This window comes from Thalassospira profundimaris (genome assembly GCF_003326675.1).
Lineage (GTDB): Bacteria > Pseudomonadota > Alphaproteobacteria > Rhodospirillales > Thalassospiraceae > Thalassospira > Thalassospira aquimaris.
Window position 1 is genome coordinate 80812 of the sequence record NZ_JPWF01000007.1, and the last position, 23596, is coordinate 104407.

Here is a 23596-nt window from a genome sequence, read left to right on the forward strand (position 1 = left end):
GCAGGCAAAAAAGAAACAGGAGTTAAGCGCCCCATGACAAAACCCCATGATCCTCACAGTGACGACACCCTTTCCGGGCCGACCGACAGCGGAAAACGCCTTATGCTTGGCTTGCGTCGCGGTTTTCGTCGCAAATGCCCCAATTGCGGGCACGGGTTTGCTTTTGGCGGTTATCTTAAATTGCGTTCCGAATGCGATGTCTGCCACCACCCGATCGGTGAATATCGTTGCGATGACGCGCCCCCCTATTTCACGATCTTCATCGTCGGACATATCGTGGTGCCGGGCGTTTTGATGATGGAACAGTCGATCAAGCCGTCCCTGTTGATGCAGATGTCAATCTGGCTGCCAACCACGGTGTTGCTTTGCCTCGGCTTCCTGCCCTTTATCAAGGGTGCAGTCCTTGGCACTCAGTGGGCAATGCGCATCAAAGGATAGTCATTGGCTATCGCATGCATTTCCCCTTAGAATAGGACCCAGGCTTTCAGAATTATCGGATGTTGCGATTGGTCTCTTTTGACCCGTACCGGATTGGTTACCCTCCCTTGAAACACAGCGCCCGCCGGTGGCGCCGTATCGGGGCAATGCTTGGTCTATGCCTTTTGCAGGCAGCATGCAGCACGTCACAGGTCTCGGTCATTACCGCACCAGATGACCCGCAGACACGCGATCTTGTCTCCCAGACGATTGAACTTGTTGCCACGCGCTATATTGATCCGATCAGCCGTGACCAGATTCTGGTCAATACCCTTGATGGGCTTTCGGAACTTGATGAAAATATCCGGGTGGGCATCACGCCGGATAGTCTGGTCTTGCAATATGACGGGCGTACAATTCAGACAATCGCCCTGCCCCCAACCAGCTATGAGCAATCCGGCCCCGAAAATGGTCAGCTTTGGTCGGACATAACCTTACAGGGCCTTGGAACCTACCGGGCTTATTCCCCGGTGCTGCGCGCCAGCAAGACCCTTGATGTGCAGGCAGCACTGGTCAGTGGCGCAATTCGCAACCTTGATCGTTACAGCCGCTACGAAGGCCCAGCACAAGCCGAAACCGCACGCAACCGTCGTGATGGCTATATCGGCATTGGCGTCCGTCTGATCGGCGGTGATGGCTATCCTGTGGTCAAACTGGTCCATCCCGATAGTCCCGCAGCCAAGGCAGGCCTGCATCCCGGTGATCAGGTAATTTCGGTCAATGGTGCTAATATGTATGGTAAGAACAGCACCCATACCGCCGAACTTCTTCACGGCGAAGAAGGCAGCAGTGTCCGCATCGAGGTCAACGCCGCCGATAGCGATGTTATCATTCCGATGGAAATCATGCGTGAACGTGTGATTGACCGGACAGTGTTCGCTGAAATTCGTGACAATATCCTGATTGCCAAACTGACCAGCTTCAACAGCGCCACGGCCAGTACGCTTAGTGATAACATCCTGAAAGCGCAGCTTTACAAAGGCGGCCTTCGCGGTGTGATCCTTGATTTGCGCGGCAACCGGGGTGGCTTGCTTCAACAGGGTGTGGCGGTTGCCGATCTGTTTTTACCGAACGGTTCCATCGGCAATACATTTTCACGGGTAACAGCGGCGCGGCATGTTTTCCGTGCCGAGACCGGGGATATGACCGATGGTGCACCGCTGATCATTTTGATTGATGGACGCACAGCATCCTCGGCCGAACTGGTGGCAGCGGCCCTGCAGGACCGCAATCGTGCGGTTCTGGTTGGTTCAACCAGTTTTGGCAAGGGATCGGTCCAGGCCATCAATGATTTGCCCAATCACGGTACATTGACTTTTACCTGGTCGCGCATGACCGCCCCGTCTGGTTATACATTTGACAGAATCGGCCTGTTTCCTGCGATTTGCACGCAGTCCAATGACGATGACAGTGCGGCTCACAAGGTTTCCAACGCCCTTTCCAAGCGCGAACAAACAGCTTCAACGATGGCCAAGTGGCGCAATCTTGACTACCTCGATGAGAAAAGCCGTCGGGAACTGCGAGATGTCTGTCCGGCGCATAGCAACAGCGACGCATTTGACGTCGAAGTAGCATTGGAATTGCTGAAAAACAGCCCTGATTACAAGAATCTCGCCTTTGTGGGACAACAGGAAATCGCCGATACTTTTGATGCGCACTAAAAATGCATTATTTTTTACCAAAATGGCTTGACACTCTGGCGATAACCTTTATGTTCCGCCGCCTGAGATACACCTGAAAACAGGATGCAGAGACATGGCGAAGCCCGCTTCGATCCTCGTAAAGTTGGTAAGCACCGCAGACACCGGTTACTTCTATGTTGTTAAGAAGAACCCGCGGAATACCACCGAGAAATTCCAGTTTCGCAAGTACGACCCGGTCGTGCGTAAGCACGTCGTGTTCAAAGAAGCGAAAATGAAGTAATCTGGTTCTTCGGAATCCGATTATCGGAAGACTTAAAAAAAGACGTGACCTTCGGGTCACGTCTTTTTTTGTTCCCTGCCCCGGATCGGGCAACCACACAGATCCCGCTGGTTATCCGAAACGACGATAGCCTGCTGCTGCCAGCAACAACCACCCGCCAATAAACGCAAAGCCGCCAATCGGAGCCACGGCGCCAAATCCGGCTATTCCACTAAAGGCGATGGCATAAAGTGATCCGCAGAAGAACAGGATGCCAACAAGCATGGCATATGCGGCAATCCGCAAGAACTTCTCGTCCGGAACATGATGAACCAACCCGGCAATAGCAGCCAGCGCCACGGCATGAACAAGCTGATAATGCGCGCCCTTCTCTACCAGACTTCTAGCATAGTCCATTTCACTTCCGGCCATGCCGTGGGCTGCGAATGCACCAATGGCAACTCCCATCGCACCATTCAGGCCAGCCATAACCACTGACAAACGCATGTCTTCTTTCCTTTGCGTTATCTCGTTCAATTCGCACAGATTACTCAGTCGATCCGAATTCGGCCATGCGATAACGCAAAAAAAATGGCCGCACTAAAAAGTACGGCCAGTAAACTCTCTTGGGGGAGATGTGCCAGGCCATCGAAGTGCCCGTCACAAGGCGAGTATGCCCCGCGTGCCCGTCTGGTTCTGTGACAGCCATCACAATTACGAAGAAATTTTAAGATGTTACTGGATTGCCTTACCTAGAAATTCTTCAAGTCGGTGAACATCTGGAACATACAAACCACTATCCACCTTGATCACGAGGTCATTGCGGCTCAGAATCCCCATGACACGCGCAACCGTCTCGCGCGAGGTACTTACGCGGCTTGCGACCTCGGAATGGACTGGCACAGGCGACAATGTGGCTGCTCCCTCGTCATCGCAGACCTCAAGCGCACGACGCAAAATTTCTGCAATCACACGCTCGTTCGCACCAAGTGTACTGACATCGACAATACGGCGCGTCGAGGCACGAACAATCCTTGCCAGCTCGCCAATAACGTTCCAGGCAACCGAGGGATGGCTTTTAACGACCTTCTCAAAGTTCGCCGGGCTCAAAATACCGACGTCGGTGTCTTCTACGGCAACAACGCCAGCAGACCGTGGTTCACCGTCAATGGCCGACAGCTGCCCGACACAACCGCCTGCACTAAATTCCTCAAGCGTGATTTCCCGACCGGAAAGAGAATAATTCACAATACGAACCCGTCCCGACAGGATCAGATAAACATCCGAACTGTCAGATTCTGGTTCAATTATTTGCGCACCAGCCGCAAATGTCTTGCGATTGATATGACGTTCAACGTCCCCAAGAGCGTCTTCGTCAAGGTCAGCAAAGATGCCGACAACTGATAATCTGGTCATTTAACCGTGCTTTTTGTTGCGCTGTTATTTTTATCGAACCGGCAACATTTGCGCTGCCCCTCTTTTGTACTCACTGTCCCGCTTGTAATCATAAGCAAACAAATTGTTCGTTACAATCTATTGCAATCGTATCAGATCAGCCGACATCGTGATGGACAATGTTATGCTGCATGTGCGAACATACGATCAGATTTTTCCACCAAGACTTCATCAACATATTTGGTCCTGTTTCCCGTAGGAGACATCGCATGAGTCCAGAACTGGAAATTTTCCGCCGCAGTCCGTCAGGCAAAGCCAAAAGCAAGCACCCTATTGTTTTCGTCCATGGTGCCTTTACCGGTGCTTGGTGCTGGAATGAACATTTTCTGACATGGTTTGCCGACAAGGGGTTTGAAACTGTCTCCTTCTCGTTGCGCGGGCATGGCGGCAGCGGCGGCCGCCAGCTCCGCAATCTTGCATCGATTGATGATTATGTCGAAGACCTTGAAGAGGTCGTTGACACCCTTGGCCAAACACCAGTCCTGATTGGCCATTCGATGGGCGGCTATATCATCCAGAAATATCTTGAACGCCACACAGCCGAGGCCGCAATTCTGATGGCCTCCGTCCCGCCCGAAGGATTGCTTGCCAGTAATGCCATCATGGCAATGGCACAGCCCGATCTTTATTTCCAGATGGCCTGGCTTCAAGCGATCGGCCCGCATACGTTCCTGCGCGATCGACTGGGACGTGCGATGCTGTCCCCTGACATCGCCGAAGATGAAGGCATGATCTATTTCGGGCGCCTTGAAACCGAAAGTCAGCGGGCATTGATGGATATGATGGGTGCCAACCCGATCTTCCTGTCGGCCGATCAGGTGCCCGCCATGCTGGTGATCGGTGCGCGTGATGACGAAATCATCCAAAGCGAACTAATCCATCACACGGCAAAGCGGTATCATGCGGATTACGCCCTGGTTGACGACATTCATCATGCGATGATGCTTGATAAAAACTGGGAAATGGTCGCCGATACCATGCTGGAATGGCTTCAGGTCAAACTGGTCAGCCAACAGCGCACAAAAGGCAACAAATCCGCTGCCTGACACGATCCGGTTCTGCGCAGCAGCATAACGACCACTTCCCTTCGCGCAATTTTTCTGGGAGCATGATCAGCCTTGCCACAAACCAGGGTTGAGACCATGCCCCACATGATAAAACATTCAATATCGGTTTCCATCGTTTCGGCATTTGCAGTGTCGGGTTTACTTGCGCTTGCGGCACTCCCCGCCAGCGCCCAACAGGCGACCGATGCCATTGCCCCGGAAACCGGGACCAGCAACAGTCAGTCAAATGCGTCCGTTCATGCCCGAAACTGGATGATTTCGGCGGCCAATCCGCTGGCCGTAAAGGCCGGTGCGGATATTTTGCGTCAGGGTGGCAATGCCATTGATGCCATGGTTACGATCCAAACCATGCTTGGACTGGTAGAGCCGCAATCATCAGGCCTTGGTGGCGGTGCGTTCCTTGTTTACTTCGATGCGACAACCGGGTCCCTGACAACCATGGACGGTCGCGAAACCGCGCCAATGGCGGCTAATCCCACTCTGTTCCAGGATGAAAACGGCGAGCCGTTGAAATTCTATGATGCTGTTGTTGGTGGACGATCTGTCGGGACACCAGGTACGCCTGCCCTGTTAAAGACCGCGCATGAAAAATGGGGGCAACTGGAATGGCCCGCATTGCTAACACCTGCCATCACACGCGCAGAAAACGGGTTTGAAATATCCGAACGCCTTGCGTCCCTGATCGCCAGTGATCAGGAAAAACTTTCGCGTGATCCTGTTGCGCGAAGCTATTTCTTTGATGCGGCGGGCAAACCGCGAACAGAGGGTTCGCTTCTTCGCAATCCTGACTATGCGACCACCCTGCGCGATATGGCGCAGAATGGAACGCAGGGTTTCTATTTCGGAACCATTGCAAAGGACATCGTCGAAAAGGTTCAAGGGGCTTCCTGGAATCCCGGTGTTCTGTCCTTGCGCGATTTTGCCAGTTATCAGGTCAAGGAACGCAAACCTGTCTGTAGCGGCTATCGTGGATACGAAATATGCGGTATGGGGCCGCCGTCATCCGGGGCACTTACCGTTGGACAAATCCTTGGATTGATCGAGCCCTTTGACATTGCCACTCTTGGCCCGGATGCGGCTGAAAGCTGGCGCTTGATCGGCGATGCATCGCGTCTGGCCTTTGCAGACCGCGGACGTTACATGGCCGATATCGATTTTGTCCCGATGCCGCTTACAGGATTGCTGGATAAAGCGTATCTGGCGGAACGTGCCGAGCTTTTGAAAGGCAATACTGCCCTTGGGAGTGTTGATGCAGGTCTTCCGTCGTTTAGCCATGCGATGCGACTGGTAGATGACGAAGCGATCGAACTTCCCAGCACCAGTCATTTTTCGATTGTCGATAGTTATGGCAACGTCGTTTCCATGACCACCACTGTCGAAAACGGGTTCGGGTCGCGTTTGATGGTCAATGGTTTCATGCTCAATAACGAATTGACGGATTTCTCGTTCCGCACACACAAGGATGGGGTTCCGATTGCCAATCGTCTTGAACCGGGCAAACGACCGCGTTCATCAATGGCACCAACCATCGTCATGAAGGATAACAAACCTTTTGTCGCCGTCGGATCGCCCGGGGGATCACGGATTATTGGCTATGTCGCACAGTCGGTTATTGCAATGATTGACTGGAAAATGCCGCCACAGGACGCGATCAACATGCCCCATCTGGTCAACCGGTTTGGAACGTTCGATATCGAAGCTGGTACGAAGGCAGAGGCATTGAAACCGGAACTCGAAGCGATGGGATTCAAAACCAGCGTGCAGGACCTTAATTCCGGCATTCACGCCATCATGATTACCGAAAACGGTCTGATCGGCGGTGCAGACCCGCGCCGCGAAGGCATCGTGATCGGCGAATAAGCTCACGCAACAAAAAAGGCAGGTCACAACGCGAATGTGACCTGCCCTTTTAATTGCTTAGTGGTACTTAACGTTCCGAAAGCCAGCCATCCAGCAGATCATGAAGATCGCGGTGATCCTTGGCGACGAAATGTGCGCCCGCTTCGCGCAAATAGTCTGCTGGTGTGATATCGACCAGACCAACCGTCGTTGCGCCGGATGCCACCCCTGCCCTGACACCATTCTGGCTGTCATCGACAACGATACATTCCGTGATCGGTACACCCATCTTTTGTGCCGCAAGCAGATAGACATCCGGGTGCGGCTTGGCATTTTCAACGTCATGGGCCGAACAGATCCGGTCCCCAAAGCGGTCCTTGATGCCGACTTTCCCCAACGAGACTTCCATCTTGTCATGCGGTCCGTTGCTGCCAATCGCCATCGGGATACCGTGGTGATCGAGCAAATCCAGAATGGGAGCCAGATCAGGGAATGGTTCCAGATCATTGCGAAACGCCTCAAAGGTTCGCGCATAACATTCCGAAAGCCAGTTATCAGGCAGTGTGACGTCAAACAGTTCCTTCATCTTGGGCGACACCATCGCAAGTGTGCCCCCAATGAAAAGATCATGGGTTTTCTTCATCGTCATGTCGCAGCCATATTCACATAGCTGCTCAGTCAGAACGCGACATGCAAGTGTTTCGGTATCCACCAGAACACCATCGCAATCAAAGATCACGCCCCGAACAACCGGTTTCGTCATGTTCGATATCCTTACAGACCAGCCAGTTCGGTCCAGCGTTTTTCATCATAGGCAACTGTTCTGGTCGCCCCGAAATCCACGACCGGACGTTTGATCACGGTCGGATTGGCGGCAAGGATGGATGCCGCGGCGGCACCGCCCTGCTCCAGCGTTGCCTTGTCGGCATCGGACAAATTGCGATAGCTCGGCCCGCGTTTATTGATCAGAACGGCACCACCGACTTCTTCAAGCCATCCTTCGATGGTTTTGGCATCAATCCCGTCCGCACGAAAATCATGAAGTTTATTGTCAACGCCCTTTGCGTCGAACCATTTAAGGGACTTGCGCACAGTGTCGCAGTTCTTGATGCCATAGATCGTGACCATATCTAATCCTGTAAATTTTTATTGCCGGGATGCAGCCATGCATCACGCAATCGGTTTTGACCCTAAATCCGCTAGCATTTATAAAGACCACACATTATCAACGGCAACCCCCTTCACCCGCTTTGATGACGAACGGTAGGCACATGACTGTTAATCGACGTATTTCCGTCGCCCCGATGATGGATTGGACGGATCGACATGATCGCTATTTTTTACGGCTGATCAGTCGTCATACGTTGCTCTATACCGAAATGGTCACCACCGGCGCGATCATTCATGGCGGCGTGGATCGGCATTTGCGCTATCACGATGCGGAACATCCGATTGCGCTTCAGCTTGGCGGCAGCGATCCGGACGATCTGGCACGTGCATGCGAAATTGCCAATCAATATGCCTATGACGAAATCAATCTGAATTGCGGTTGCCCGTCTGACCGGGTGCAAAACGGTGCATTCGGGGCCTGTTTGATGGGAACGCCCGATGTGGTGGCCGACTGCGTTAAATCAATGATCGCGGCAAGTGATGCCCCGGTTACGGTCAAAAACCGGATCGGCATTGATGATCAGGAAGATTATCCTTCCCTGAAACGCTTTACCGAAACTGTTGCCAATGCCGGATGCAAAACATTCATCGTACATGCCCGCAAGGCATGGCTTAAGGGCCTGTCGCCCAAAGAAAACCGTGAAGTTCCGCCGCTTAAATACGATCTGGTTTATCAGCTGAAGCAAGAATTCCCGGAACTTGAAATCCTGATCAATGGCGGCATCAAGACACTTGATGAAACCGAAGAACATCTGAAACAGGTTGATGGCGTGATGATCGGGCGCGAGGCCTATCAGAACCCGTATGTTCTGGCCGATGTGGATCGACGTTTTTATGGTGATGATACAACACCCCTGACCCGCCATCAGGTGGTCGAGGCCATGTTGCCCTATATCGAGCAACATCTGACCGAAGAAAACGCAACGATCGGTCATGTGACCCGCCATATGCTTGGTCTGTTCCAGCAAATGCGCGGTGCGAAACAATGGCGCCGTTATCTCAGCGAGAATGCCCATCGCAAAGGGGCCGGAACCGATGTGGTCCGTGAAGCCCTGGCACTGGTGCCCGAACGTGATGACGAGGCCCTGTCTGCATGACGGCCAAGGAAGACGGGATAGGCACACCCGATCAGGAAACCGTTGAGGCCGGGTTCATTACCTGGCGCGATGGTAATGTTCCGTTTTCCCCGCATTTTGGCGATGTTTATTACAATCCCAAAGATGGCCTTGCCGAAACGCGCTATGTGTTTCTCGAAGGCAACAACCTTCCGGCCGCCTGGCAAGCGAAAGACAGCTTTACGATTGGCGAGACCGGATTTGGCACCGGCCTGAACTTCCTTGCCGCCTGGCAATGCTGGGCACAGGACGCGAACCGTTCAAGACATCTTCATTTCGTCTCGGTGGAGAAATACCCGCTTTCACGCGATGACATGATCCGCGCTCATCAAAGCTGGCCGGAACTTGCCGAATTTTCCACACAGCTTGGCGATGTTTGGCCGCATGAAACCATGCTTCCAGGTGTTCATCGCTTTATCCTTGGCGATGGTAAGATCAGCCTTACACTGTTGATCGGGGACGCAATTGATTGCTGGTCGGCCTATTCCGGCAATATCGACTGCTGGTTCCTGGATGGTTTCGCACCGTCGCGCAACCCCGATATGTGGCACCCGTCGCTGTTTGCAGCCTTGGCAAATGCATCCAACCCGGCGGGCGCAACACTTGCTACCTTTACAGCGGCACGCATTGCGCGGGACGGTCTGGAAAGTGCCGGGTTTGTGGTCAGCAAGCGCAAGGGCTTTGCCTATAAGCGCGACATGATCACCGCGGCCCTTCCCGCGCATCCCGACAAGGATGGTGCGGATAGCCGTCTTTATGAAATTGCCGAAGATCCATGGTTTAACCTGCCGACTTCCCAAGCGCACAAATCCGTTGCCGTCATTGGTGGCGGCATGGCTGGTGCAGCCTGTGCTGATGCCCTTCGCAAACGTGATTGCGCGGTCACATTATTTGAAAAACGTGATCAGCTTGCATCCATGGCATCGGGCAACCCGATCGGGATGCTAGAACCCTATTTGACGGTTGATCATGCGATCACCGGACGATTTTACGAAGCCGGTTACCGATACAGTCACCGGATGGTGAAGCGGCTGGCGGATCGGGGCGACGTCGAAGCCGATTTCTGCGGTGTGCTTGAACTTGCGACCAGTCCGCGCAAACGTGAACGCCTTGATGGGTTGCTTGCGCGTTTGCATGACAAGCCGGACCTTGTCCGTGCAATGAATAGTGATGAGGCAGGCGAGATTTTTGGCCTCTCCGTGCCAATGGACGGAGTTTTCTATCCATCCGCGGGATGGGTGCATCCGCCGTCACTGGTCCATGCCCTGACCCGTGATATTGATTGCCAGCTTGCAACACATATTACCGACATCCTTGATGGGCCGGATGGGAAAATCCTGCGCGCATCCGATGGGCGTGAATTTGGTCCGTTTGATTGCGTCGTCATTGCCGGTGCGCTTGAAACAAGTCAGCTTGCCCAAACCGCATGGCTTTCAGATCAGTTAAACCCGGTGCGCGGTCAGATCAGCTATTGCCCACAAGAGGTGATTTCGAACGCCTATGATAGCGCTAACATCCGCTGTGTTCTGAGCTATAAGGGCTACCTTACGCCGGAACGAAACGGCATCCATGTAATCGGCGCGACATTTGGCCGCGATGATGATCAGACAGACATCAGAACTGATGACCATACCTATAATATCAACCAGTTAACCAAAATACTTCCAGCGATATCGGAACATATTTCTGCGGACAAACTGGATGGACGGGCGGCCCTTCGCACCACAACGGCGGATCATTTACCCCTGATCGGCCCTGCCCCGGATTTTGATCGTTATCTTGCGGCCTATCACGATATCGACAAAGGCAAAAAAGGCGCGCGATATATCAATGCGCCCTACCACAAAGACGTGTATATCTGTACCGGATTTGGGGCGCGTGGTTTGATCGGTGCCCCGCTTGCCGCCGAAATCCTTGCCAGCGAGATTTGCGCCATGCCCCTGCCTTTGGAAAAAGCCCTGATGCATGCCCTGCACCCGGCACGCTTTATCATTCGCGGGCTTAAACGTCGGCATATCTCGGCATGATCAAGACCGCCGCCACACAGGATAAAGATCCGGACCGCTTCAAAACGGCAACCGTTCTTGCGTTGTTTTTCTCCGGCCTGTTTCTGGTTCAGGGAGTGTTTCTGCCCTATTGGCCGGTCTGGTTAAAGGCACAAGGACTGTCCGCGGGCGAGATCGGCATTCTATTGTCCCTGCCCAACTGGGTACGCGTCTTTGCCGATCCTTTGATTGCCCAGCGTGCGGATCGCACCGGCAACCGCAAGACGCCCATGTTGTGGCTGGCCGGGATTTACGCGCTGTCGATCCTGGCTTTTCCGGTATCAAGCAACTTCTGGTGGCTTGCCGCCCTTTCGGTGGTTATCGGATTTACATTCTCGCCGCTTCTGCCGCTTGGCACGACGATCACGGTTCACGAATGCAAGGCGCGTCAGCTTGATTACGGCCGTGTGCGACTGTGGGGATCTCTTGCCTTCATCCTTGCATCTTATGGCGCGGGCTGGGTTCTTGACGGAACGTCGGTGGAATGGATCGTCTGGATGTTGTTCATTGCCGGGATTGTCAATTTTGCGATCACCACCCTCATGCCCGATCCGCAAACCGACCGTCCATTGCGTTCCGGTTCATCGCTGATTTATTTGCTGCGCAAGCCGGTATTTCTGATCTATCTCGGCTGTATCGGCTTTGCCCAAGGATCGCACGGCACCTATTACAGCTTTGCCTCTGTCCACTGGGAAACCGTTGGCTATTCCCATGAGATGATCGGCATCTTCTGGTCGACCGGTGTGGTCGCCGAGATTGTTCTGTTTGCGATTGCCGGTCGTTTCGTGCGCGGGCGTCATCCGGGCATTCTTTTTGCGCTTGGCGCAACGGCGGGCATCCTGCGCTGGACGGTATTGGGATCAAGCGACGATGTCTGGATGATCTTCCTTGTTCAGCCGCTTCATGCCATGACATTCGGGATCACCCATCTTGCCGCTGTAAGCTTCATTGCGCGTGCCATCCCGCAACAGCTTGCCACTTCGGCTCAAAGCCTGATGGCGACGTTATCGATGGGTGTGTTCCTTGGCAGCAGCATCTGGGCATCCGGCCCGCTTTACGGCTATTTCGGTTCGCACGCCTATTACTTCATGGCCGGACTTTCGAGCATTGCGCTTCTGTTTGCGTTCTGGCTTATGCGAAGCTGGCGTGGTGAAGACCAGACATTTTGTGACTAGCCACCAACAACTTCTATTCTCATTTCATTCTTGCCTCGTTTGACCAAAGGGATTGCCCAAATGACCTCCATGCCGTTCTCCCGCAGAATGCGCCGTTGGAAACTCGGTTTGAAGACACTTTTTGGTAGTGATCCTGCGGGTTATTTCATCCCTTACCGCTATGCCAGTGAAACGCAAAAGGCCGTCGGACGCCCTTCATACCCTGCAATCGAAGCCATGATGGATCAGGCCGCGCCAACAATGGTCGAATGGCTTACCAAGGCTGACCGTTATCGGGATGCCTTTGCCGGTTTTGACAATGCCACGCCGCCCGAACCGCGCTGGCAACAAAGCTGGTTCCCGCGCCTTGACGGGATGATGGCATACACCTTTACGCGCGAAATCAAGCCAAACCGGATTATTGAAATCGGGTCAGGTCATTCCACCCGGTTCTATCACCGGGCGATCAAGGATGGCGGCCTTGAAACACAGTTTCATGCCATTGACCCGGCCCCGCGTGCAGATATCGCCAAATTACCGATCACGATTGAACGCACAATCGTGCAAAAAGCCGATCCTGCGATCTTTGCGACACTGGCGGCGTCCGACATTCTGTCGATTGATTCAAGCCACATCCTGATGCCCGGAACGGACGTGGATTTGCTGTTTTCCACCGTGATCCCGATCCTCCCCAGCGGCACGATCATCCACATCCATGACATCACCCTGCCCGACGACTATCCGGAAATCTGGCAGTGGCGCGGATATAACGAGCAACAAGGCGTTGCGTCGCTTTTGGCAGGAAACGGATTTGAAATTTTGTGGTCAAGTGCCTACGCGACCACGCGGCTTGGCAATGATGTTGATCGTTCTATTGCCAAGGACATCCACTTGCCCAAAGGCGCGCACGAAACGAGCCTTTGGCTGCGCAAACGCTAAATCGCGTTACCGATAGCAAAACAAAGGGCAGCCAACGGGCTGCCCTTTTTCATTTATTCTGATGATCAAGATCAGTTCTTGTACGGGTCTGCGGCATCACGCAGGCCGTCGCCAAGGAAGTTGAACGCCAACACAACAATCACGACCGGGATCACTGGCATCATCAGCCACGGATAAACCGCAACCGCGTTGATGTTCTGGGCATCATTCAAAAGCACACCCCAACTGGTTACAGGTGCTCTAAGCCCAAGCCCCAAGAAGCTGAGTGCTGTTTCACCCAGGATCATATTGGGGATCGACAGGGTGACAGACGCAATCAGGTGACTTGCAAAGTTCGGTAACAGATGGCGGGCAATAATCCGTTTCGGTTTCGCCCCCATCAAACGGGCGGCAAGCGCGTAATCTTCTTCGCGAAGCGCCAACAGCTTTGATCGCACGGCACGGGCAAGCCCCGTCCAGTCAATCAGCCCCAGAATGATCGTGATCCCGAAATAGATCAGGATCGGGCTCCAGGTTACCGGCAAGGCTGCGGATAGAGCCATCCAAAGCGGGATTTCCGGCAAGGAACGGATCACTTCGATGGTCCGCTGTGCCGTTGCATCAACCCATCCGCCGTAATAGCCCGCAGCCCCACCAATCAGGATGCCCAACAGGAAACTGACCGATATACCGACAAGCCCGATTGTAAGCGACACGCGTGCGCCATAAATCATGCGTGAAAACATGTCGCGGCCAAGCCGGTCGGTGCCAAACAGGAACAAGGTCCCGTTTTCAGACGGACAGACGAAATGGAAATCCAACTCGACCATGCCCCAGAATTCATATTCATCCCCGGAACACAGGAAGCGCACCGGTTCAATCCGTTCCGGATTAACGACATAGATCGGCTTAAGCGTTTCCATATCAACCGAGAAATCGGTGCCATAGGTAAACGGTCCGACAAATTTACCATCATCGAAAAGATGAATGCCCTGTGGCGGATGATGAATGAATTCGGAATTGCGGGTTTCCTGCGCATAGGGCGCAATGAATTCCACAATAAAGACCGACGCATACATGATCGCCAGAATGATCAGCGAGAAATATGCAAGACGGTGGCGTTTCAATCGCCACCACATCAGTTGCCACTGTGACGCCAGATAGTATTTTTCCTGTTCCGGTGTCAGCGCTTCGCGATCCCAGGGATCAAACGGTGTCTTGTCGACAAAATGCTCGTTGCGCTTGGTATCATCGGTACTCATTTCGAAATACCTCCCTGCAAGCGAATGCGGGGATCAAGCCAGGCAAGCAAGACATCGGAAATGAACATGCCAACAACAGTCAACAACGCCAGGAACATCAGGAATGAACCCGCCAGATACATGTCCTGACTTTGCAGCGCGGTCAGCAACATCGGCCCCGTGGTCGGCAAGGACATCACGACCGACACCAGGACCGAGCCCGAAACCACCTGTGGCAGGATATTACCGATATCGGCAATAAACGGATTCAACGCCATGCGCAGCGGATATTTGAACAGAACCTTGGTCGGGGAAAGCCCCTTGGCGTGGGCAGTGACAACATATTGCTTGCTCAGTTCATCAAGCAAATTGGCCCGAAGACGCCGGATCATGGATGCCGTACCAGACGTCCCAATCACGACGACCGGAGCCCAAAGATGTTCCGCAACCGACATCATCTTGGCAAATGACCAGCCCTGATTGATGAATTCCGGGTCCATCAGGCCACCAATCGACGTGCCAAAAATGACATTGGCGTAATACAGCAAAATCAGCGCAAACAGGAAGTTGGGCATCGCCAGCCCGAGAAATCCCAAAAGCGTGAAACCATAATCGCCCCAGCTATATTGCCGGGTCGCCGAATAAATCCCGATCGGGAAACTGACGATATAAATGAAAATCACGGTGCTGAAATTCAGCACCATCGACAGCCACAGACGGTCGCCAACGACATCGGAAACCGGCAAATTATATTCAAAGGAGAAACCAAGATCACCGTGCAATAGCCCCCATGCCCATTCGGCATATTGGATATAGATTGGCTGATCCAGACCATATTGCTGTTTCAGGAACTCGATCTTGGCTGGGTCAACGGCCTCGCCCTGCGATTGCAGCTCATTGAGATAGGTGCTCAGAAAGTCTCCCGGCGGGAGCTGAATGATCACAAAGACCAGCACACTGATCAAAATCAGTGTCGGCACCATTACAAAAAGCCGTCTTGCCAAATAGGTCAGCATCGGCGAAATCGCTCCCCCTGTCGTTTTGCTTCCTATCCCTCGAGGATCACAAAACGTCTTGTTTTCACTTCAATAGATTATCGGTCCCACCAGAACGTATCCGGACGATAAATGCCAAAGAATGCGCCCGGCTCCCAGCTGTGAATGCCTTTTTCAGGCACGTTGCGCATGTCTTTATCGACGACAACCGGTTGCGGCACATTCCCGATCAACCCGATCGAGAACATGTTTTCCGAATTGATATCAAGGATCGCCTGCCAGGCTTCTTTGCGGCCTTTTTCATTGCTGGTCTGCCATTTGTGGTACTGGTCCATCAATTCTTTGGCAGCGGGCATATCGGGTGCCTCACCGGCCTCGCCGTCGGTCTGGTAATACTGACCCCATTTCGGCCATTGCAAGCTGTCCTGTTGGGCCGGCACATATTCCGACGGTACCGAGTTTGGTGTGGCAAGACCATTATCAACGCCGTTAAAGATCGACATGATGGTTTCGCCACTATAGGCACGATTGCGCAACACTTCGCGTTGCAGGCCCTTGACGAACATTTTGACGCCGACCTGACGCCAGCTGTCACCAATCAGTTCAAGCATGTCATCATGTTCGGGGTTTTCGCCCGTGGTTTCGACAATGATTTCCATTGGCCGACCATCAGGAAGCAATCGAATGCCATCCCCATTGCGTTGCTCGAGCCCCATTTCATCAAGCAGAGCATTGGCTGCCTTCACATCAAACTTGATGTAATTTTCACGATATTCCGGCTTGAAAAGCGGGCTTTTGGGCAGAACCGTATTATTGGTCGGCTGCGCCAGACCAAAGAAGAGAACCCGGTTGATTTCAGTCCGGTTAATCGCAAGCGACAAGGCGCGCCGGAACCGCACATCACGCAGAACCGAACGCCAGACCGGATCACTGCATGTCAGGTTCGGATAAAGGGCAGCATATGCCCCGGCCCCGACATCCCACAAACGCACCTGATAATTCTGTTTGGCCTCGGACTGTTTCAGGAACGTGTAGTCCTTAAGCGACAGAATACGGCTTTGCAGATCAACCTCGCCCGCTCCGACCTTTGCCGGGACGAGTTTCGAGTTCGAAATATTGAAGATCATCCTGTCGATATAGGGAAGCTGGTTCCCTTCCGGATCAACGCGATGATAATACGGGTTGCGGACAAATACGAAGCGATCAGACGGCTCTTCTGTAGTGATCAGCCAAGGATCAAGCGACGGACGGTTGATGTTGGACAGCTTGTAGGGGCGGTCCATGTCGGTATGCAAAACCGCCCAGCTGCGAAGCCCACGTTCATGCACCATCGCTTCGAGCTCGTCCGGATCACGGTATTTTGCGTGAAACTGTTTGAGATAATGCGACGGGCGATAAATGAATGGCGGCAGGGTCGCCGCAAGCTCGGTCAGGAAGAACGGGTTTGGCTGCGACCAGCTATAGCGCACGGTATATTCATCAAGAATTTCAAACGTTGCCGGCTCGTCGCCAACAAACAGAAAACGCGGCGGGCCAACCGGGAACAGTTCATCATTATTGGCGACGTCTTCCCAGTAATAGCGGAAATCCTCGGCGGTGAATGGTGCGCCATCTGACCATTTGTGGCCCTTGCGCAGATGCAATGTGAAGACATTGCCTTCTTCATTCACATCAAGCGCCTCGAGGATATCGGGCTGCAAATTCAAATCCTGATCATAGCCGATCAACCGCGCATAACCGTAAACAACCGCCATACGGATATCTTTGGACCGGCCCATGATGGTTACGAATTCGCCGCCATACTTGCCGATAGATTTGCCTTCGGCACCGAAATCAATGACCTTTGGATGTTCCGGAAGGCGTTGCAGCATCGGGGGCAAAGTGCCCTTGGCAATTGCATCCTCGAAATACGGGATTTCGGCCTGTGCGGAACCGGGCATCATTGCCCCGGCGACAAGGCCGATCCCCAAGGCCAGGCCACCGAACATGCGGCGCGCGGAAACGGTTGAACTGGCATAAAGCGTAGTCATATCGCGATCTCCGTGAAATCGGCACGTTCGGCACGCACAAAATGGTCTTCTGCAAATTGCATCATTTTGGGTGCGCTGGTGGCGTTAATCGTAAAGGGTGCCGGCCAACGAGACGGATCAGACGCCTTGCCATCGACAATCTTGTCGAAGTCCAGCAAATGGTCCAGATCGGCAAACGGCACAGCATTGAGCAAAGCCTGCGTGTAGGGATGCACCGGATTTTTGAACAGCTGTTCACGTGGGGCGGACTCAACAATGCGCCCCGCACACATCACCGCAATCCGGTCTGCTATGTAATCCACAACGGCAAGATTGTGGGAAATAAACAGATACGTCAGATTAAGATCGCGCTGTAAATCCTTTAACAAATTCAATATTTGCGCCTGAACTGACACATCAAGTGCAGATGTCGGCTCGTCAAAGATCAACAGATCCGGCTTAAGACTAAGCGCACGCGCAATCCCGATACGCTGGCGCTGTCCGCCCGAAAAACTGTGTGGGTAACGGCTTAGAAAACGTGGATCAAGCCCGACAAGATCCATCAGCTCCAGCACCATTTTCTTGCGATACGCCGTATCCCCGACCCCATGAATAATCATGGGTTCGGCGATGATATCCTGAACCGTCATCCGCGGATTAAGGGAACCGAACGGGTCCTGAAACACAAATTGTATGCGTTTGCGATACGGATTGAGCTGATCTTCATCAAGCCCGGTCAATTCGGTCATCTGACCGCTTTCACCACGAAACAGGATCGATCCGTCATCGGGCTCCATCGCCCGCATAATCAGTTTGGAAAGTGTTGTCTTGCCACACCCGCTTTCGCCAACCAGCCCGACACATTCCCCACGATTAACCGTAAGCGACACATCGTCAACCGCCGGGATCAGGCTTTCTTCGGATTTAAGCCAGTTCCCTTTGCGGGTGGTAAAACTTTTGCTGAGATGACGGACCGCCAAAACCGGTTCACTTGCCATTGCCGGATGCAGTGCAAGTGATGGCGGGATTTCCTGACTATCGCGCACCGGATCGGCTGGGCGTTCCTCGGCAAGAAGGCTTCCGGTTTTGGGTTTGATTTCGCGCAGCGGACGCAACCGTTCATCCGGGCCCATATTGAAATGCGGAACAGCAGCCAGAAGTGATTGCGTATATGCATGACCGGGATTGATGAAAACATCATCTGTCCTGCCGGACTCAACAACACGCCCGTCATACACCACGACCATGCGGTCTGCCATATTGGCCACGACACCCAGATCATGGGTAATCAGCAGAACCGACATTTGCAGTTCGCTTTGTACTTCCTTGATCAGGCGCAGAATTTGCGCCTGAATCGTAACATCGAGCGCAGTGGTCGGTTCATCGGCAACAAGCAATGCCGGACGGCAGACCATCGCCATGGCAATCATGGCGCGTTGACGCAGGCCACCGGAAAGCTCGAACGGATAGGTTTTAAGCGACCTTTTGGGTTGCGGAAAACCTATCAGCGTCAGCATTTCAATTGCAAGCTCGTTGGCCTCTGCCCGGCCAACTTTACGATGAAGGCGCACCGCCTCGCAAATCTGATCACCGATGGTATGAAGCGGTGACAGGGAACTCATCGGTTCCTGGAAAATCATCGAAATCCGGCCACCGCGAATGGCCCGCATTTCGGTCCCGGACCGATCAAGCATCGCAAGATCAACGCGCGTGCCCGGTGTTTTGGGATCGGCAAAAATGATCGATCCCTTGGTGATTTGGGCCGACTTTGGCAGCAATCCCATAATGGCTTGGGAAATGGTGCTTTTGCCGGATCCGGATTCCCCGACCAAGGCGACGGTTTCCTGCGCACCGATGCGAAAGCTTACATTTTCGACCGCCTTGACCCGCATATGCGGCAAGACAAATTCAACTTTCAGATCCTTGATACGCAGAATGTCAGTCATGTTCGTTTCGCACCACCATTTGAGCGTTCGGCGGCAGCTGCTTGAACAAGTGTCTCAGCTTCATCCATACGCATCAGGTTTGTTCTTGTGACGTCGTCTACCAGAATTTGGTTATCTTTCGCCCAATCCCGTGAAATTTCAAGCAGATCGTCAAATCCGTCCAGTGTTGATTCTGCGACAATTTTGGCTTCGCCTGCCTGCAAGGTCAGTTCAAACCATCCCTTGTTCCCGTCACGCTTCGTACTGAAATAGCGCAACCGGAACTTGGAAAGCTCAGACCAGGCAAAAGCCGTCCCCCCGCGTATTGACGAAAGACGGATGCCATATTCGGACACAAACAGCTTTGACTGGAACCGAATAAGTGTTCTGGCAAAGTAAAATACGAACAACAAAGCCAAACCGGCCGTCGTCCACTGAATGATTGCCAGCATATCGGGGATCAGTGCAATCACCCCGCAGATCAGCAAACCGACAATCGATTTCGCCAGATCGGGGGCCATCAATTTGGGTGGGTAAGACATCATCTGAACGTCGCTGTCACCAACCCCGGACGGTTTGACCGGATCAACAGGCGTCCCCGCACCGGCGTTATGTTCCGGTTCAAGATGATCTTTGGGCCTTAGTGCCATGGAAATACTCCAGGAATTCTAAGCCAGCTTAATGCTGAATGTTCCATCGAAAACAGATTGTCCAGAAACTTGGTTGTCGCCGCGTCATGAACCAGATGATGGGTCAGGATGCCTGTCGGCTCCTTTCCATCCACCTGCCCGGTACGACGTGCGGCAAGATGGGCCGTCATCACACCCAATGCGGCATCTTCGCCAACGAACCCGCGTGTTCCACGCCAGTCAATCACATCGACATGGGTGTTGACCTGAAGAAGCCCCTTATAGGGTTCTTCTGATGCCCGCGGATTAAAGGTACTTAACCCGTTAAATCCAAGTGACTGCAAAGAAGCGGCAACATCATCGGCAATCCGGTTCCATGGCGGCACAATGACCGGCAAGAAACGGCTTCCGAACCGCGACTCTAGAACTGCAAAGCCCTGTCGCAAGTCGGTAATGACAGCGCCGATATCACGCACGTCATCCAGTTCCTGATTTTTCCGACCTTCGGGCATATGGTTTTGATGCGACCAGCCATGTTGCAAAACCCGGGTATCGACGGTTTCAACCAACCGTTCAACCAGGTCATCTTGCAGATCACGCGGGATAACAGCAAGTGCAAGCGGCACGCCATAATCTTGCTCAAAGGCAAGGATTTCCTCAAGTTCCGGGGTAACAGTCACAGCATCGTCATCGCGCCACCATGCCGTGGCAACCCGGCCTTCGGCCTGCCACAGATCAAGTTCGCTGCGCAAATGATCCCAACTGCTCATACCTGTCCCTTAATCATTCCTGCGATAATTGACGCAGTTCTTTGTGCCCCGTCCAGCGCGATTGGAATATCTGCGGGTGGACGGACGCAATCTATTTGTTTTGCTAATGATTGCGCAGACAGGCCATCAAGATCAAGCAGGGAAATAACCCCTTCTTTTGAAAGAATTTCTGCGCGCTCTGTTTGTTCGCTTTCGCCCCCCTCGGCAAAGGGCACCATAACCGCCGGTGTCCGGGTCGAAAGCACGTCCATCAGGGTATTATAACCCGCCTGTGACACCGATACCGCCGCCCCCGCCATTCGATCACGGAAATCGGGTAAAAACCGGTGCAGGATGATCCCCGATGGCAATGAAGTGGCAATCGCGTCAAAGCGTGATGTCGGGAAATGCGGCCCGGTGACAATATGCCAATCATCCTGACCATACTTTTCCGAACAGGCCCGCGCGGCAATTGCCAGTTCGATCAGCTCTGCACCAACCGCCCCACCGCCTGCCGATACCAGAACACCGGACCGGGTTTGATCAGGCATCTTACCAATAACAGGCGCAACATATCCGGTATGCGTAATCAGATCAGAAATCTGTTCGGCGCAGGCAAAACTGCGATCAAACCCGAAAAGCTGCGGGTCACCATGAACAAGAACAGCATCAAGATATTTACGTGCAATGTCGGCCATCCATTGCGTTTTCGCCGGATCGTTCTTGCGCACCAAAAGATCACGCACTGAACAGATAATTGGAATGCCAGCTGCTTTTGCCGCTTCAAATAGCGGGATCAGCTCAAACCGAAATGCCCGTCGCCCGAACGGGAACATTTCGATCAGAACAAGCCGTGGTGATGAGACATTAAAGGCGGCAAGCAATTCTTCCTTGCGTTTTTCCTTCCAGTCATCGCCGAGCGAATTGCCATCGGGATCAACAAGGTTTGAGAAATTGCTGTCTGCTGTTTTACACGGTGAAAGCTGAATAACCGTATCGGCGGCAAAATCCAGCCCGTCGTCGGGCACACCACCACTTGCCACGGTTACCGACAACCCCTGCTCGCGAATGGCCTGATTGATCAAAGCCATACGCCGGACATGGCCTATTCCCAAAAGATGTTGAACATAGACAAAGACATCTGACATCAGTTGCACTCCGTCCCAGAAACAACAGACACCAGCGGCACATTAAGCTCAGACACCTTCAAACCGTCCTGTTCTGACCACTCAAACACATGAAGGCATTCCCAATCGAGTTTGTCGGGAATCTTGCCCATCATGTTCCAGGGCCTTGCTGCGGCATATACCGCACGAATGACGCCTTTGTGGGTAATCGCGCCAAATTGCGGTTCAGTCGATTGTCGCAAGAACCCTTCTACCCTTGCAAGAACATCACGCGGGCTTTCGCCGCCTTCGGGGCGGAAATCCCATCCGCGATCTTCGTTAACCCGCATGGCGTCCCCAAGCTCGTCGCGCAACTCAGGAAGCCGCCTGCCTTCCCATGTGCCCCAATTCATTTCGATCAGCGCCGGATTTGGCGTTATCGGCGAAACGGAAAGGGCATCGGCCGTTTCCCGGGTGCGCACCAACGGCGTGCAATACCAAACAACATCCCGCCAATCCTTTGGCAAACGACGGTTCTGGTAAAACGCAATGCTTTCGGGTCGTAGCGAAATATCGGAATGCCCCTGAATACGTTTCTCGGCATTCCAGTCCGTCACCCCATGACGCAGCAACGCAAAACGGACGGTCTTCATGATCCGTCCTTTCCGTAACTGGCGGCAATTTTGCGAAGGGACGTACCCAGAATGTTTGCGGCAGCAGACAATGTATGATGCTGTGATGCCTTGGATGCCCCGGCCTGCCCAAATGATCGAAGGGCTGAAACATCCGTTGTCAGGCAACTTTCAAGCCGATCAGCAAAGGCAACAGCATCACTTTCCGGAACCAGCCACCCCGTCAAGCCGTTTGATACAATCCCGGAAACCCCACCGGCATCACCGGCAAGAACCGGCAGTCCGGACGCCTGTGCTTCAAGCATCGCCATACCGAATGCCTCGTTGATGGCTGGCCAGACAAACAAATCCGACTTCGCGAGAATTTCGCGCGTTTCGGTTGGCACACACAGGCCTGCAAACGAAACCTGATTGGCTGCAATACCCTGATCGTCAAACAGGGTTTCGACCCTGTTGCGGGCCGGGCCATCCCCGATAATCGTCAGATGCCAGTTGGTGATACCCTTTTTGATCAGCTGGCCCAATGCATCTGCCAGTGCCTTGAATGACGCAAACTTATCCCCGTCGCGCATCATGGCGGTTGTCACCAGCTTTATTGCATTTGCATCCGGTTGCGGACGTGCCGGCGCACTCCATTGATCAATTCGTGTAAAGGGCGGAATGAAATGCAGGACTTCATTAGGACAGATATCACGAAGACATTCCATATCCGACCGGTTCAGCGAAAACACCCCGTCACAGTGACGCAGTGCTGTTTCAACCGCCATATGGCTTTGATGCCAAGGGCCACCTGCCCGTTTTGGGGCAAAGGATGCCTCGGCCACGACATATGGGATATCAAGCGTATGGGCGACAATCGGACCAATCCAGTCCGGTGCCTTGTAATACAGGTGATAGGTAAACCAGATATCCGGACGCGGACGTGACCCGTCTTGAAATTGCCGTATCAGACGCCCGGCCAGTTTGGTACCCAGTTCGGCAAGCCGTGCCTGTCGCATGCCGTTGCCATCGGCAACCCGGCTTCTGAAACGTGATGCAATATCGACATTCATTTCCGCCAACCGCAACGCATCACACAATAACTGCGCAATTAGCCTGTCACCGGATGGCACCGGATGATCAACAGGTTTAAGCGGTGCGTAAAAGGCGACCTGCAATCGCGTGGCTC

At 53.3% G+C, this 23596-nt stretch carries 22 protein-coding genes; 9 read left to right on the forward strand and 13 right to left on the reverse strand.

Features of this window, described 5'->3' with window-relative positions:
- The first annotated feature begins 33 nt into the window (after positions 1 to 33).
- The 3 genes from TH19_RS11795 (at position 34) to rpmG (ending at position 2400) form a co-directional block, all read left to right on the forward strand.
- Complete coding sequence (locus TH19_RS11795) at positions 34 to 438, forward strand: DUF983 domain-containing protein (protein ID WP_114102560.1); 405 nt, start codon at positions 34 to 36, stop codon at positions 436 to 438.
- Between the two features lie 107 nt (positions 439 to 545).
- Positions 546 to 2138 (forward strand): S41 family peptidase, encoded by a 1593-nt coding sequence (locus TH19_RS11800; protein WP_258547931.1) that lies wholly within the window; start codon positions 546 to 548, stop codon positions 2136 to 2138.
- Positions 2139 to 2232: 94 nt separating this feature from the next.
- On the forward strand, positions 2233 to 2400 hold the full coding sequence (gene rpmG / locus TH19_RS11805) for a 50S ribosomal protein L33 (protein WP_008890790.1): 168 nt from the start codon (positions 2233 to 2235) through the stop codon (positions 2398 to 2400).
- Positions 2401 to 2511: 111 nt separating this feature from the next.
- Here rpmG and TH19_RS11810 read toward each other — a convergent pair whose 3' ends face one another.
- Positions 2512 to 2886, reverse strand: a complete 375-nt coding sequence (locus TH19_RS11810) for a DUF423 domain-containing protein (RefSeq protein WP_114102561.1) — start codon at positions 2884 to 2886, stop codon at positions 2512 to 2514.
- Positions 2887 to 3114: 228 nt separating this feature from the next.
- Positions 3115 to 3795 (reverse strand): Crp/Fnr family transcriptional regulator, encoded by a 681-nt coding sequence (locus tag TH19_RS11815; protein WP_114102562.1) that lies wholly within the window; start codon positions 3793 to 3795, stop codon positions 3115 to 3117.
- Positions 3796 to 4043: 248 nt separating this feature from the next.
- Here TH19_RS11815 and TH19_RS11820 point away from each other — a divergent pair, with 248 nt between their 5' ends.
- Entirely contained in the window at positions 4044 to 4880 is an 837-nt protein-coding gene (locus TH19_RS11820; RefSeq protein WP_114102563.1) for an alpha/beta hydrolase, read from the forward strand.
- 96 nt (positions 4881 to 4976) lie between these two features.
- Positions 4977 to 6761, forward strand: a complete 1785-nt coding sequence (gene ggt / locus TH19_RS11825; protein WP_258547932.1) for a gamma-glutamyltransferase — start codon at positions 4977 to 4979, stop codon at positions 6759 to 6761.
- 67 nt (positions 6762 to 6828) lie between these two features.
- Here ggt and TH19_RS11830 read toward each other — a convergent pair whose 3' ends face one another.
- Complete coding sequence (locus tag TH19_RS11830; protein ID WP_114102564.1) at positions 6829 to 7503, reverse strand: HAD family hydrolase; 675 nt, start codon at positions 7501 to 7503, stop codon at positions 6829 to 6831.
- An 11-nt stretch (positions 7504 to 7514) separates the two neighbouring features.
- Positions 7515 to 7868, reverse strand: a complete 354-nt coding sequence (locus TH19_RS11835) for an ArsC/Spx/MgsR family protein (protein ID WP_114102565.1) — start codon at positions 7866 to 7868, stop codon at positions 7515 to 7517.
- A gap of 143 nt (positions 7869 to 8011) precedes the next feature.
- On the opposite strand from TH19_RS11835, the gene dusA reads away from it, so the two are divergent.
- The 4 genes from dusA (at position 8012) to TH19_RS11855 (ending at position 13163) form a co-directional block, all read left to right on the forward strand.
- Positions 8012 to 9007, forward strand: coding sequence for a tRNA dihydrouridine(20/20a) synthase DusA (gene dusA, locus TH19_RS11840; RefSeq protein ID WP_114102566.1), 996 nt, complete (start codon positions 8012 to 8014; stop codon positions 9005 to 9007).
- Positions 9004 to 11052 (forward strand): bifunctional tRNA (5-methylaminomethyl-2-thiouridine)(34)-methyltransferase MnmC2/FAD-dependent 5-carboxymethylaminomethyl-2-thiouridine(34) oxidoreductase MnmC1, encoded by a 2049-nt coding sequence (mnmC, locus tag TH19_RS11845; protein ID WP_114102567.1) that lies wholly within the window; start codon positions 9004 to 9006, stop codon positions 11050 to 11052. The genes dusA and mnmC overlap by 4 nt, the downstream gene beginning before the upstream one ends.
- A complete protein-coding gene (locus tag TH19_RS11850) occupies positions 11049 to 12245 on the forward strand; it encodes an MFS transporter (protein WP_114102568.1) in 1197 nt (398 codons plus the stop codon). Before mnmC ends, TH19_RS11850 begins: the two co-directional genes overlap by 4 nt.
- A gap of 108 nt (positions 12246 to 12353) precedes the next feature.
- A complete protein-coding gene (locus TH19_RS11855; protein ID WP_258547933.1) occupies positions 12354 to 13163 on the forward strand; it encodes a class I SAM-dependent methyltransferase in 810 nt (269 codons plus the stop codon).
- A gap of 71 nt (positions 13164 to 13234) precedes the next feature.
- Here the strand turns inward: TH19_RS11855 and TH19_RS11860 are convergent, their stop codons facing one another.
- From TH19_RS11860 to TH19_RS11900, 9 genes are all read right to left on the reverse strand, one after another.
- A complete protein-coding gene (locus TH19_RS11860) occupies positions 13235 to 14404 on the reverse strand; it encodes an ABC transporter permease (RefSeq protein ID WP_114102569.1) in 1170 nt (389 codons plus the stop codon).
- Positions 14401 to 15399: an ABC transporter permease gene (locus tag TH19_RS11865; protein WP_114102570.1), complete on the reverse strand. Its 999-nt coding sequence runs from the start codon at positions 15397 to 15399 to the stop codon at positions 14401 to 14403. Before TH19_RS11865 ends, TH19_RS11860 begins: the two co-directional genes overlap by 4 nt.
- A 77-nt stretch (positions 15400 to 15476) precedes the next feature.
- Complete coding sequence (locus TH19_RS11870; protein WP_114102571.1) at positions 15477 to 17408, reverse strand: ABC transporter substrate-binding protein; 1932 nt, start codon at positions 17406 to 17408, stop codon at positions 15477 to 15479.
- Positions 17405 to 19333: an ABC transporter ATP-binding protein gene (locus TH19_RS11875; protein WP_114102572.1), complete on the reverse strand. Its 1929-nt coding sequence runs from the start codon at positions 19331 to 19333 to the stop codon at positions 17405 to 17407. Before TH19_RS11875 ends, TH19_RS11870 begins: the two co-directional genes overlap by 4 nt.
- Positions 19330 to 19962 carry a hypothetical protein gene (locus TH19_RS11880; RefSeq protein ID WP_114102573.1) on the reverse strand — a complete coding sequence of 211 codons (633 nt, stop codon included), beginning with the start codon at positions 19960 to 19962 and terminating at the stop codon, positions 19330 to 19332. The genes TH19_RS11875 and TH19_RS11880 overlap by 4 nt, the downstream gene beginning before the upstream one ends.
- Positions 19953 to 20711 carry a polysaccharide deacetylase family protein gene (locus TH19_RS11885; RefSeq protein WP_114102574.1) on the reverse strand — a complete coding sequence of 253 codons (759 nt, stop codon included), beginning with the start codon at positions 20709 to 20711 and terminating at the stop codon, positions 19953 to 19955. The genes TH19_RS11880 and TH19_RS11885 overlap by 10 nt, the downstream gene beginning before the upstream one ends.
- Complete coding sequence (locus TH19_RS11890) at positions 20708 to 21838, reverse strand: glycosyltransferase family protein (RefSeq protein ID WP_114102575.1); 1131 nt, start codon at positions 21836 to 21838, stop codon at positions 20708 to 20710. Before TH19_RS11890 ends, TH19_RS11885 begins: the two co-directional genes overlap by 4 nt.
- Positions 21838 to 22449 (reverse strand): histidine phosphatase family protein, encoded by a 612-nt coding sequence (locus TH19_RS11895; protein WP_114102576.1) that lies wholly within the window; start codon positions 22447 to 22449, stop codon positions 21838 to 21840. The genes TH19_RS11890 and TH19_RS11895 overlap by 1 nt, the downstream gene beginning before the upstream one ends.
- A complete protein-coding gene (locus TH19_RS11900; RefSeq protein ID WP_114102577.1) occupies positions 22446 to 23585 on the reverse strand; it encodes a glycosyltransferase family 4 protein in 1140 nt (379 codons plus the stop codon). Before TH19_RS11900 ends, TH19_RS11895 begins: the two co-directional genes overlap by 4 nt.
- Between the last annotated feature and the right edge of the window lie 11 nt (positions 23586 to 23596).